The sequence below is a fragment of the Chitinivorax sp. B genome (assembly GCF_005503445.1).
Taxonomy (GTDB): domain Bacteria; phylum Pseudomonadota; class Gammaproteobacteria; order Burkholderiales; family SCOH01; genus Chitinivorax.
The window spans coordinates 1-14,012 of sequence record NZ_SCOH01000068.1 but is presented as its reverse complement, the minus strand read 5'-3'; the positions used below and the strand labels follow the sequence as shown (position 1 = coordinate 14,012).

6 protein-coding genes and 1 pseudogene are annotated in these 14,012 nt (G+C 53.6%); 2 read left to right on the top strand and 5 right to left on the bottom strand.

Translation table 11 applies throughout. The features are described 5' to 3' along the window. Both FFS57_RS23335 and FFS57_RS23330 read right to left on the bottom strand, forming a co-directional pair. Window positions 1-4,257 (bottom strand): transglutaminase-like domain-containing protein (locus tag FFS57_RS23335; protein ID WP_137940238.1); only part of this gene is annotated, 4,257 nt, incomplete at its 3' end. 151 nt (window positions 4,258-4,408) lie between these two features. Next, the gene (locus FFS57_RS23330; protein WP_137940237.1) at window positions 4,409-10,726 is read right to left on the bottom strand and encodes an FG-GAP-like repeat-containing protein; all 6,318 of its coding nucleotides are present in this window, start codon (window positions 10,724-10,726) and stop codon (window positions 4,409-4,411) included. Between the two features lie 72 nt (window positions 10,727-10,798). On the opposite strand from FFS57_RS23330, the gene FFS57_RS23325 reads away from it, so the two are divergent. Continuing rightward, window positions 10,799-11,602 (top strand): hypothetical protein, encoded by an 804-nt coding sequence (locus FFS57_RS23325; protein WP_137940236.1) that lies wholly within the window; start codon window positions 10,799-10,801, stop codon window positions 11,600-11,602. Between the two features lie 124 nt (window positions 11,603-11,726). Here FFS57_RS23325 and FFS57_RS25915 read toward each other — a convergent pair. The 3 genes and pseudogenes from FFS57_RS25915 to FFS57_RS23305 form a co-directional block, all read right to left on the bottom strand. Then, a pseudogene (locus FFS57_RS25915) lies at window positions 11,727-12,166 on the bottom strand (transposase); the annotation flags it as partial. Between the two features lie 174 nt (window positions 12,167-12,340). After that, a complete protein-coding gene (locus FFS57_RS23310) occupies window positions 12,341-12,790 on the bottom strand; it encodes an SOS response-associated peptidase family protein (protein ID WP_137940235.1) in 450 nt (149 codons plus the stop codon). A gap of 146 nt (window positions 12,791-12,936) precedes the next feature. Continuing rightward, window positions 12,937-13,365 carry a hypothetical protein gene (locus FFS57_RS23305; protein WP_137940234.1) on the bottom strand — a complete coding sequence of 143 codons (429 nt, stop codon included), beginning with the start codon at window positions 13,363-13,365 and terminating at the stop codon, window positions 12,937-12,939. 282 nt (window positions 13,366-13,647) lie between these two features. Here FFS57_RS23305 and FFS57_RS23300 point away from each other — a divergent pair. Continuing rightward, window positions 13,648-14,012: integrase core domain-containing protein (locus FFS57_RS23300; protein ID WP_137940233.1), on the top strand; the 365-nt coding region annotated here is incomplete at its 3' end.

The following is a 14,012-nucleotide window of genomic DNA, read 5'->3' as shown; positions in this document are numbered from 1 at the left end:
GGTGAGCGTGAAGCCGGTGGGGTCGAACACATTGCCGTCGACATCGAACAGCTGCCCGCCTCTCACCATCAGGCTGCCGGCATCCGCCACCTGCAACTTGGAGGTGGTACCGGCACGCGGCAGGAACACGGGCTTGACCATGCTGGGCGGGACACCCACTTGGCACGCCTGTTCAAAATCAAAATCGAAGCGCTCGATCTTGCCCTCTGGCAGGGTCACGCTGATGAAGTGCTTCCCCATCGGCTCGACACACCAGTTACCCAATGCATTGCCACCCCGGTTGACGATGCGCCACGCCAATCCCAGTGTGCGGTTGCTTTGTACTTTGACCTGCTGGTAATCCACACTCCAGCCAAAGCCGAAGTCCAGGGCTTCCGTTTTACGACGGCTGTCGTAACAGCGGGTGACCTGTACCGGGATACCCGCCGCTTCGATCGACAAATCGGCAAAGCAGGCGCTGAATTGGCCGACTTTAAGGTTTCCGCTGATCTGGTAAGTCACCTTGGTGGTCGTGGTTTGGCCATTGGCAGCGGTTGCCTGCAAAGCAATGTCATACACGCCATTCGCGTACTGGCTGACATCCAGCTTGCCCAATTCACCATTGACCACCGCCTGTTTGCCACCGCCAAAGGCGGCGAATCGGCTGCTACCCGCTGGGGCGATCAGCAGTTTGTAATCCACCAGTTTGGCGGCACTGGCCGTTCCCATCAGCTTGACCGGGGCAGTCAGCTCGCTGTCTGCCGATGGCGTCACCAGCTCAACCACAGGCGTGACGCTGTCCGCCGGATCACGGACAATAAAGTAGCCCTCACGCGTGACCTTCGTGCCCTTGTCATCTTCAAAGGTTGCGATCAACACATGTTTGCCGATATCCGCATTGGCCAGTGTCGCCTGGCCAGCGGCATCCACGACTTGCGACCTGCCATCCATGGTCAGGCTTAACTTGGTGGCACCCATGCCACCTTGCGCCGTCAGGAAAATGTTGACGGGCTGCCCCTTGTCGACGATTTGCGGTTCAACCGCCAGCGAACCCTCCAGACCGGTTTGCGCAGGCTGGATATTGATACTGAAACGTTGTTCACTGCTGCCGCGACCATCCTCCGCCACCAGCGCAACATTGGCCGCACCTTGTAGGCCAGGCTGCCAGCGAATCAATCCACCGGCATCCATGATCATGCCTGCCGGTGCCTCAAGCAGACGATAGGTGATCTGGTTTCCATCCGGGTCAAAGGCTTGGACCTGATATTGGTAGCGTTCCCCGACTCGCCCAATGACTGTTGGCGCACTGGTAATTTGTGGTGGTAAGTTACCCGCCCCTGCCTCAGCCCCTGCCAACACCACAATGGGCCAACTCCCTAATGGGCCAGCGACATTGGCCGGCACACTATCGATGGCATGGATCAGCAAGCTGGTCACCACCGTTTGCTGCACTGGGTAAGCTTGCCACTTGCTGTCATCCGGTTGCTGAATGACAGCGGTCAGGCTGGATTGTGTCTGTTGAGTATTCTGGAAGTAACTGCCAACACTGGTTGACAGGGCATTCTGTAGGCCACGCTCAATCACTGCGCCACTCATGGCTAGCGGCAACGTCCCCCCAACTGGAAACAGTCCACCGTGCATGTCACCAGAAATAACATAACGCCCACTACCCGTGGCTTCATCATCCACGATAAAACCCGCGCCACGCCAAGCACCAACTGAGACTTCACCCTCGGCCAATACGGCCCTGCGTCCGGCTTGAACGGCATCACGCACTTGCTGCTTGATATCGGCCCCGGTCTGTACCGCAGCCAGTGCTGTATCCAGATTGGATTTACCAACGGTGAATAGCTTTTGCCCCTGCGCATTACTGCGAGCCAAGGCACGAATGGCGGATACCGCCTCACCTGGGTGTGAGGCATCGACAAACAGCTTATCCAAGGTATTGTGAATCAAGGTGGAATCCCGCTGCGCACTATGGCGCAGGTAACGGGCAGCCACCGCAGCGTCATTGTCCAAAGCAACCACACTGCGATCCATTCGATGAAGGGTGACGGCGATACCTGGGAAGCTAACCGAAACCGGTATGCCATACAGGTTAGTCGTGCGGGCGGCGGCGGTAACTTGACCAAAGGAAGGTAATGGGTGTTCTACCACCCCTGCCGCGCGTTGCACCATGGCAGAGCTGACCTGGCTGGTCGCAAAAAAGGCCTGGCTAGCACTGTGCAACAAATTACCCGTCACATCCTCATGCGTCAGCCCGGCGGCGTTGGGTAATCGCTTGGCCGTTTCAGCTAAGGTTTGCCCCATTGCTTGCAGTGATGCCGCACTGACTTGCTGCGGGCTGATCGCCAAAGCCTGGGTTTCCCCAGCAGTCACAGGTTTGCGATCCAATAGTGCCCATTGACCATTCCGCGGGTCATAGACATCTACGCCTACCGCCACCTGGCTACCCAGCGCCTGTTCACCCCCCTTGGCAAGCACCTCCCCATCCAACTTGATTTCTGGCGTCACATGAATCAAATAGCCAGGCAAGCTGCTGGGGAACTCTGACGATGCGGCAGGTGAGCCATCGGCATGGGGGGCAGGCAACAAACTGGCCAATGTTGATCGATCTGCAGCCGTCGCAGGTACAAAAGCCACGGTCAGTCTATGACCAGCCAGCATCGGCAAGCTACGCTCGACTGCAGCCATGGGACGGCCTGCCATTTGATCAGCTTCGCTGGCGAAAAGCTGATAGCGATATTGCCAACGTAGTGTCGATGGAATTGTTGTAAAACGACCTGCGGTTGCCAGTACTTTGTAACTAGGTAACCCCGTCAAAATACCACTGTCTAGTAATGGTGTATGTCGACGGCCAACAATATCGGCTAATGACGGATCGCCAAGCCGGTGATTAACAAACTGATTGAACTGTTCACGATAGCCAACGACGGTGGCTGCCAACTTTTGGGAATCAATCCCTTTCACCCATCCCTGGGCGGCATTGATGTCGGCACCCGTTTTGACCAAATCCAGAAAGGACTGGGTATCGAACGGCAAGGCCGTCGACAACGACATGCCTTGACTGAACTTATCTTGCTTGAAGGTCGCATCCATGGCCACCCAAGTGTCTGGCTCACGATTGACTGCCCCACGTGAAGGGACGAAATCAACAAACGCTTCGACCCAGACATGTTCAAGTTTGATTGTCTGGATGCGCCCCGCCGTGGCCACACCGATCGAGGGAATACCGCCTTGGGCCAAGAGATTTAGTGCTGCTTCCGGTGTTTCAACCCCACCCACCCAATTCATGACACGCTCAGCGGGCACTTCGATGGTCGCATAGACATATCGGGCAGGTACACCAGCTGCTCGCAACAGACCAACCAGTAACGAAGCGGTGTCAAACGCATTGCCACGCCGGGTCTGCAACGTTGTCTCAGCCCCTTGGATGGCACCGTAGGTGGGAGCAAATTGAATGTTGTTACGCACCCAGCTATAGATGGCAACCGGCTGATTATTCAGCGATTGTGCTTTTTCCTTGATCGCAGCGTTTAAAGGCGCATCTTCAGTAGGCGCGAGGTCTGCAGGGGTCGGCGCCTCGGTTAGATCTGGCAGGCTGGGTAAAGAAGTGCCGCTAGGAATCGGCCCTGCCAGCAGTAGGGGACGAATGCCAAACAGCGATACTTTTTGTCGGTACCCGGTCGAGGTCTCAATGGGAGGACGAACCTTGTTGAGGTGCCTACCCCATTGCATCGCCGGTGGAGAGGACACTGGTTGATCAACGCCAGGCCCACCCTCGCGCACAAACCGCTTCAATGCATCTGTCGCCTGCTGGCGCTTTTCTGTTTGCCCTGACCGTTCCGCCTGTTCCAATGACTCAAATCGGCTACGCAGTTGCTGTTGCTGTGCCTGAAAGTGCACCTGAGCCTCACGCAGTCGGGCCCTGATTTCCGGTGGTAATTGTTGAGCTTGCAGATGCTGGTCAAGTTGCTTGAACTCGGCATCCACTTGACTTGCCAGTGTGTCGAGCCGCTGTCGCTGTTGCTGTACTTCATTGGGTGACGCGGCGGATTGAGGCATTGCCTGGATGGACCGTTTTTGTCGTACGCTCTTGGCTGTCACGACAGGTGCCGGCTTGGTCAGGGATGCATCCAATGCATTCAACGCACTGGCATAACCCGCTGCGCTGGTCGATACAGGGATTGTGTCCGCGAGACTATGGCTCGACACCGACAGCATAAAACATAACAGGCTGGAAGCCAGGGCCGACATGGCAAAAGGGGAAGTCTGCATAATAGAAACTCTAGTCACACCCGCCACGTTGAATGATCATCAACGTCGAGGCATACGATATTGGGGAAGCACAAGGCCATTTCAGATATACCGTCCTGTACCACACACGCAGCTCGCGGCGATATGCAATACAGGACAGTTATCTCTGCTATTACGGGACTAAACGTTGAATAGCATATAACGAGATTGCAACCGCATGGCGAGCGTCCGTAGCGGCAGTACCTTCTATTTTCTTAAGCTCATTTGCCGCATCCAATAAGCTGTTGAGTGCATTGACCGGTTGATTTGCCAAGTAAGCCGACCGTGCTACCTCCAATTGCTGTAACACCGCTTGCTTGCCAGGCCCGGCAGCTATGGACTGCATTTGAACCAATGCCATATCAAGCAACTGAATGAAATCTTTCACCGACACGTCCAACGCGCGTTGACCAATTAAACGATCTGGCTCCCCGGCTTTGGCCGCCTTGAGTTCAAAACGGTACGAGCCTGCTTGCCGTGGAAGATCCAATCCTAGTAACAGAGATTGCTGTGCTGCGGTATCCAGTTTCAACTGAATACCCGGTATCCCATTCACGATGGGCATAGTCGGACGCGAATAAGACAACACACTCTCTTTAGGTAAGGCCAAGCTGATTTGTAAATCAAGTGAGCTTTGGGCCTTGCTGCTCAAGCGGCTCAATATTGAAGCATGTCCACCTGCCACCTTCACCAACGATTGTGATGCCTGTGATTCGGCAACCATTTTGGCAAAAATCGCTTTCTCATAGGACGAAGCCTGCATGGTCGATGCGGCAAAATTCAAGAAAATGACTTTGCCATTCCCATAACGATTCATCGTCACCGCCGGAGTACCTGTTGGTGTCACATTACGCGCCAAGGTACAAATCCGTGCATCAAGAACGGTAATCGTACCGTCCGCATCTGCATCCCGAGGATCGGTAGGCGATGAGGCTTTCTGATTACGTGCCTTGAAGATCAAGTCAACGTCTGCCTTATCAATCATCTTGTCCAGATTCACATCACAGCGCTCGATTGCCGGTGGCGGGGCACCTACACCAATGTCTGGCAGCACCGCCCTACAGTTGTCACCCGAATAGGATGCCCATTGTGCTGCTGCTACGAGTTCAACCGACTGAGGCTGACCTTGCGTCATCCATGCCGACACACCCAACGGTACGTCTTTTGCTTCTGCGAATTGCTTGGCACAGCTTAAACGGCCACTAGTCTTCGCCCCAAGCAACTCAGCCCATTTGTCCGAGAATCGCACTGAGGACGCTTCCAGCATCAGGGTTGCACCGTTATAAACCGCTTCGCGCAACTCCTCAAATAGCCTTGGGTTCTTGCTTTCCTCATCGATGCCCAATCCCATCACCCAGAACGTGTTGTAACGCCCGGTCCGGAATTGTTCAGCAAATGCAGCATCACAATACGTCGCGGTATAGCGAATACCTTGCTGCTCCAACCACGCGGTCATACTGTTAGGGCGTGGCCCAGCAACGGCGCATGAGCTCAATTTACGGCTCGGCCGATTGCCGCTGGTTGCCGGTACGATCTCACCACTGGAGAACAACGCCAACACACTCGTACTCGTATCGAAGTCCAATGCGATGTCGACGGTATCAACCTGGGTTGGCTTTTTAAGTTGCAAACTGGTTTGACCAAGCAGTCGCTGACCGGTACCCACCTGCGCATACAGTGCGACGACCAACTTGTTATCCGCCTTACCCGCCGATTTCCAGCTATTGGCGTAGGTGAAATGGTCACCACGACCCATATTTGCAGTCAGTGGCCATTCCGCCACGATTTGCTGTGCAATGGGGTCAAGGATTCTCAATGTGAGTGCCAACCCACTGACCGCACTGTTACCCTGATTAGCGACATCTACGTTCAGCAACACCGTATCACCAATTGCGACCGCAGATGGCGATGCAGTTAGCGTTGCCCCTAATCCACTCCCCGTTTCCATGGTCGACTGCAGGGTAAAGCTCGTGCCGGATGCGATACGCTCAACCCGCTTGTCATCCACTACGGACAGCATTAGTTGATAACCCCCCGGCTTCGCATCGGCCAAGCTCAAGGTATAAGCCTTATCGATAGCGCTATTGGGCAAGAGTTGCGCAATACGCTCCTCACTACGCCAACGTTCGTTACCTCCTGGCGCCATCAACCGCATGACCATAGTCAGATCCGACACTGGCGAATTCGCAGTAATATTGTTGACCCGAGCAAACAATTTCAATTGATCCGACTGCAGATACACAGCCTTATCCGCAGAAACCTGAGCGGCCAAAGTCGCATTGGGCCCAACCACGGTGAATGCTGATGTAGATGCTGCAAATGGCTGATCATTTGCATCTAACAGTTCGGCCTTGGCTTGATAAGATCCAGCTAAGAGTTTCGCAACACTCCAGTGGAATGGCACTGACTGTTCCGTCTTCGCCGCAAGATTCAACGTCGCGATCGGTAAAGTAGCGACCTCAACACCACCCGTTGAACTGACAATGCTAACTCGTACTTTGGTAGCACCCGCAAAACTACCCCGATTTGCAACCTTCACCAACATGGCCAACTCTTCATTGGCATTGACATTAGTAGGGGATGACGTTATCACCACGCCCAGATTCGCGGGAAGGGGCGACATTGGCTTAGAAACCACATTGTTGGTTGCATCAAAGTCATCCAACACCTTATGGCCCTGGCCATCATCATCGGCCACTACAGTCAAGGTCTCAATCTGATCAATAGTCGGTAGATTCAGCACTACGTCTTCAAATTCACCGCTGATCAAACTTCGCTTGGTCGGAACCACCCCCAGGAGGTTACCTGCGATACCAGGCAGCCCTTTGTAAAATGCAATCTTCAGTCCTGCATCCAAAGGCAAACCACCGGCATTACCGATCCGAACAGTCACTGCTGACGCACTGACGCCAACATTGTCATCCACTCGAATATAGGACGCTGACACGTCTGGTTTCGCAGTCGGCGAATAATCCAATCGGCGATTTAAACGATAGGTGTTATGAGTAGTCCAGCTGTTCTGCTCAGTACGTGGAACTGAGCCATCCTCATTGATATTGGTGATGTGGTAGTCGTACTGATTCCATACCTTACGCGTATTCACCCAGCTATTCTTTTCATCTTGGAACACGCGCAATCCATAGGTCCCCGAGTTAGCAGGGACCAACAAATCAGCATGACCATCCCCATCGACATCCGCAACAACAGGATATTCACTCGCCGTTGCACTGGTATTAGGTATCTCAAAGACTGGCTGTCCGTTACGTCCATCAAAGACGTGCAACGTCTGTTCATCAAAATAGACAATCTCTGCCCGGCCATCGTTATCAAAGTCAAAAACCGTTGATCCCGTTACGGCAGAACCGTCATTGATCGGCGTTGACCATTTAATGCTGCCATCTGCGTTAAACACCGTATACAAGGTCGAGGCTGCCACACCGATATCAGGCGTACCATCACCGTCCATATCGGCAATCGTCGGCGCACCCACGTTGTAGGCACCAGGGATGGCAACGGGGCCCCATAGGCGTTTACCATCATGGCTAAACAGAACCATGCGCCAAGTCGTAGACTGACCACTGACAACTATAACTTCCGGTTTGCCATCATGATCAACATCGACAACGGCAACGTGACCTGGGAAATCCGTGAACGTCCAATATGGCGTACCATCAGCATGTACAACAGTGCCAGCACCCGAGATCAGCTCAGGTCGCCCATCCCCATCCAAGTCTGCAGCAATGGTCCGTAGTACATGCCATGTATCACTGGCATCCAACTGTAGTCGCAACGAGCAATCCCCATTCAGTACAACACCTCTAGCCAGTATTTCTACTTTTCCGTCACCGTCAATATCGGCAACGTTAAGGCCACTATAGTTTTTGGGGTCGCTTTTGCGAGGTAGGTCACTAGTACAACGTTTTGAGCCGTCATGGTTCAGAACCGCTATCCCCCCTCGATTCAGGTAAGCCACAATTTCTGGCACCCCGTCGCCATCCAAATCGGCAATCGCCGGATGAGAAGTTGCCTCAACAGCAAGCTGCGAATCTTTTTGTTGCCAGAGCAAACTACCATCCTTGCCACTCAGCGCAGTGATGTACCCTGGTGCGCCGTCGATACCCAATGCATGAATCGTAATAACGGTCGGTACATCACGGCCATCATATCGGCCATCACCATTGGTATCCGTCAGTGGACCAACGATCGGTGTCGAGATGACACCACCGTCTTTCCAGTGCCATTTCAGAACAGGCTTAAACTGGGCGCGATCCGGTTTGACCTCCGCAAAGTCAGCGGTTGTCTTGATATTGTTGGTTTCGGACAGCTCGACCAGGCTTTGGTCACTGTCTACCCATACTGTCAGCGGTGCATCACGGAAAGGCAAGCGCCCATTTACTGGGATTTGCACCGGGGTTGATTGCTCACTCAATAGCGGCGCCGCCGTGATTGCCTCTCCGACAGTAATATCAATCGCCGGATCAAATACCCCATTGCGATTGACATCCAGGAACACCTTCAGTTTGATACCTGTCGGCACGTCAACTGGCCCCGCATTGCGCAAAACCACGTTCAACTTGCCAGACAACGACAGATTGGATGCATCCGTGGGTGCTTGCTTCCGATCAATAGAGGCAATCAATACGTCCGGCACTAATACCGAGGTACCCATCTTACGTAGACGCACTTGCCCTAAGTCATACTGTGGCTGCCCATCGGCATACAAAGTGATGCGAGCCGGCTGATACCCTGCAGCCGATGCATCAATCGTAAATTGGCCCTTATCCAGTTGTGTCAGATCAGAAGCACTGAATCGACCATCCACGCCACTATTCACCACGCTATTTCCCGATGCATGGGTAATTTTGACAGTCGCGCCAACAACGGCTCGATTTGTACCTGCGTCAATAACCAAGCCAGAAACCAACGCTTTGGGACTTGGGTCGGTAGGTTGGATATTGCTTGGCAATAACGTTGGCGAGAAAGTAGCCACATCACCGGCAGCCAGACTTACACTTCCACTCCCATCACGGAAGCCTGTTTTTAGCACTCGTAATGAAACCGTACCAGGTGCAACATTAGGGATTAGATATTCGCCCTGGCTATTGGTCAAAGCAGCGATTGCACCACCATTCACCAGTATCGATACATCGGCCAAACCTTGACCATTTGCTTTATTGGTAACACGACCTTGAATCATCGCGGTTGTCGTACCCGGAGATTTAGTCAAACGAATGGTACCTAACTCCAATCGTTGGCCAGGCTTGACCTCCATCCGATTCGATACGCCAATGTACGAAGAAAGATTCAGATCCAGTGTATAAGTACCCTTGGCTAGGTTACGTAACGTCAGGCGACCATCCAGCCCGGTTATCATCGACTGATTGCCAACCCCGCTTAGGGTCACTTTGACACCAGCCAAGGCTCGACCCGTTTGAGCATCTACCACCATGCCACCAATTTCGCCCAGTGCGGGGTCTGTTGGCGCCTGGTGGGTCAGCTGTAACGCGCGCAACACCAAGGAGGTTGCATAGGCATCCCCATTCCAACTGCCTTCGGCTTGCTGACTACTTTCCAATACATTTCGTACTTCGGTTGCTAAAGGTTCTTGTGGGATATAGGGATGAACTGCTTGGTACACCAAAGCAGTCATGAAAGGGGAACCCCATAGGCTTGCACCATTCCGGGTACTTTGTAGAAAGGCAACCAATTTAGACAATGTTGCGGCCACATCCAAACTGGCAGAATGAGCCTGTAATGCGATCAAGACGTAGGCACTGGTATAAACGTCTGAGGATTGGCGGAATGCATCGCTGCGAAAGCCACCATCCGCTTGCTGCTTTTGCTGTAGAAAACCAATGGCTTTTGCCAAATTGTCGGTACGGTTACTTGCTTTCAAGGCAAGCAATGCCCATGCAGTATCCAGCGGATGGCTACTCATTTCCGGATTACCGCCAAACCCGCCATCGGGCATTTGACGTGCTAAAAGCGTATCCATCGCATCTGACACCGACTGCCCGGCTTCATTCAGCGAAATAATCTGACGGGCCAAATACTCCGTGTTGCGATCCTTCTCCCCCGCCACAGTCGCTTGCAACACCGGTGGCGCGACGGACAATCGTGCAAGGGTTTGAACTGATTCTGCTCTAACTTGAAGTGGCGTGGCAACAGATGACGGCTCGCTTCTCAATGTGCCATCCGACTGCACTTGCGCGGCCAACCAATTCACCCCTTTTTGAACCGACGGCGACAATGTAACTGCTACAGCCAGTCCAGAAACCAGCGCACCTGCACATGCCAATACCCGCAACACCTTACCAGTCATACCTTTACCCAAAGCAACCACCGTTTTCGTACTACGCTGAAATACAAACAGGTAGGTGGCACATTGACGCCCACCTACCTGTCGAATGCATAAATCATGACACAGCGCCGCTTCCAAGCCTGCAAGCATGGATTTCGGCCAAGTCAAACCTTCGCATTTTATTCTTTTACATGTTAATAATCAAATATATAAGTATCCCTTATGACTGGTTATCAGCTGATTTATGTAGCAGGAAAATTTAAGGTCCCATTCTATTTTTTAGGCAGGAAAGTGGCCACCAGCATGTTTGTTCATGATGCTATGCTCAATACAGCATCGGGTTCAGGCCTCCCCGACGGGGTGGTTGAGCTCCAGCGGATACTGGAAGCCTTTCCAGTCGGGCGTAACGTGCTAAACACTCAGGAGCGTGCCATGTCGTTGTTCGATCGCTACAAAACAAGAATGGACTTTCTCAAAAATGATATTGAGCCAGTGATCACTTACGAGGATCCCGCGTTTCCGGGCAATGAACTGGGAACCTGCGCTGCTCAGGTATTGTGGTGGTGCGCTTCACTCGCTGGGACCGCGCCGAAGGCTGGAACCGGTTTGTCCGCATCCCTCATCAGTCCGCAAAAACGGATAGAGGGTATTCAATTCGGTGCACTTGAAGGTGGCGCCGCTTTCAAGAAAATCGCCAGTAAAACCGTTGATCTGCGTGGTAATCATTCCGCGAAAGCTATTGAGACGTTAACGCCTTGGTCCGGCAAGTACAAATGTTATGGTATTGCTAGTGATCGTGGTCACGGCCATATGTTGGGTGCTTATTTTCCATGGCGTGGAGACACTTTGTTTTATGATCCCAACCTCTTGGTTGGAAAAATCAAATCAGGCGGCTCCATTTACCGGGTACTTAGCGAATGGTCCGACATCTACCTTGGATGTGGCGAAGTGGGTGCCCAATGGGGACCTGAAACGTTGTTCATCATGGATGATCCTGGCAAAGCGTTGAAAGTCCTGACCAGCTAAGTCCCAGTCTGTGCCCAGCTGCGGCTGCATGGTCCAACCGATGGCCTAGGAAGCGCAGACGCTTTTTCTTGGAGCCCGTTCAAAGTCTTTTGAGCAACAGGACCAAGAAGGCCAGATGGATGAACTACAGACTTGTATTCAACTAACGCTCGCAGTGCTTCCATCACCGTCGGTGCTGTTCCAGCCAAGTGAAACACCGTTCCACGATCCAGCGCTGGGGCATGACCTTGAAGGTAGGCAACGCACGGCACTTGGCGAGCTGCACCGGCACCTGTTCCCCCAGTATGCCACGGACACCCTGCGCAAAGCGCTGCCCAACATAATCACTATCCGTCAACAGGTGCTGAAACCACTGAACCCGGGTTGGTACCGCTGACGGGCCTGGCGTGCACTCTGGTGATCGGTCACATTTGCTGTGGCGACCACCACCGCATGTGGCAGTCCCTGGGTATCCACTGCAATGTGACGTTTGATGTCCGACACCTTCTTGCCGGCGTCGTCGCCTTTCAGTCCTGCTGTATCAGTGTTCTTCACGCTCAGCGCGTCCACAATCAAGAACGTAGATTAGTCAGATCGCGGATGTTGACTATAACCAGCGACAGATTCATCAGTTAGCTAAAACTCGCCGCCGGCACGGTTATCAGTTGGTCACCGGACCCGTACTACCGGCTGGCGGATAAGCGCTTGCACAGCCCCCTCCCGTTGCTTACGGTCGTGCATGCTGCTTAAGGCTGGTCGTTATTGGCCAAAACCTGGCTTAACTAGACGGTTTCGAGGTGGTAAAGGTGCCAGTTCGGCGGACAGCGCCGCAGCCGGTGCGGGCCGTAAAAAGGTACGTGCGACCTCTGGATCCCGGCATTGCAACCAGTTCTGACATTCCTCTGGGGGAATGATGGCCAATGTTCGCTTTTCGTCCTCCGGCTTATGCATCCGTTTCAATAGTGGGTGCGCTGCCGCCGACGCCGTAATCAACGAAAAGCTGTAATCGAGCCCACCCTCTTCCCGCGGCCAAGTGCGCCACAGACTGGCCACCAATAGTGGTTGCCCATCGGTACGATGAATCCGCCAACGCACCGCATGGCCGGATTCGTAATTTGGTTCGAAGAACGCTTTTACTGCCGTGATCGCCAGATGGCCATCAGCCCAAAATCTTTTAAAGGATCGAAGTTGGCCCAATCGAGTAGTCACGCGCGTTCATGGTGGTCAGCCGTGTCAGGCCCGGTGGGCGATGCCGCTGCGGGATAAAGCCAAAACTGGCGGATGGACACGCTAAGCTAGCTGTGTGGTAAATCAGTATCGGTGCTTGATAGTCCTGCCAAACCTCAGCAGGAAACTCAACATCCGGCACCGACACAGCGAACATCGCCGCGATCGTTTGACAATCGGCAGGCTGGAAATTCACGCACATCGGAATCCTCCTGGTCAAGCCATAGCGCGTGCAGTAGTAGTTCCGCATCGCCACCGGCGTAGCCATCCGCACACACCCGCCGAGCCATCCGCATCAAGTCCCCATGCTGTTGTTTCGTCAACCCACCGATCGTACCGTGGTCAGCCAAATGGTCAATCACGGATTCGGCTTTGCTGCCCGTCAGCCATTGCAATGCGGTAACGAAGGTCCAACCCGGGCCGACCCGGCTTTTGGCTTCGTGATCCAGTGCAACGAGTGTATCAGTGGTGGCGGGTAAGCGTTGCAGCGCTAAGGCCAACACCGCAATGGCGCCAATTGTCTTACGTGCGTCGGTGAGCGGTCGTGTCGTATGCATAGCAGTAACCTGGATGGGTATCGAACAACGTGCAAGATGCGCACAGACTGAAAGTGATGCCGCACTTATGACTGTAATTATAGACAGTTTTAAATTGAACTCAAGCGGGACGAAGGGCCTTTTCCACTTTCTGAGTATGGCATTTTAAATAAATTCCCGTGCGCCTGCAGGCCACGGCCTGACTTGATCACACTGATTTGAAAGCAGTTTTACTGCCGTACAGTATTGCAATCCGTGACATGGTGCGATTACTGTAAATGTATACCGTTTTGATCGGCCGTCGTGTCTACCCATCCCGCCCTGGCCACCGTCCTAACGCACCCGGGGATCCGTCTCGGCTATCTATGCCTGACAATTGGCCGGTTTGGCCGGCCCAGCGTTATCCGTACCGACAACGAAGCCATTTTCACCGGCCGCTTGATGCACAACTTTTTGCAGCGGGCCAGCATCCATCACCAGCGCATTCCCCCCGGCCAGCCATGGTGCAACGGGCGCGTGGAACGCTTCTTCGGCACCCTGAAAGCCAAGCTGGACCACTGGGCGGTACCATCGCTAGCCGGTTTGAACACCAGCCTGGCAATCTTTGCCGATTGGTATCACCATGCCCGCCCCCATCAGCATTTGCACGGCAGAACCCCTGCCGAAGT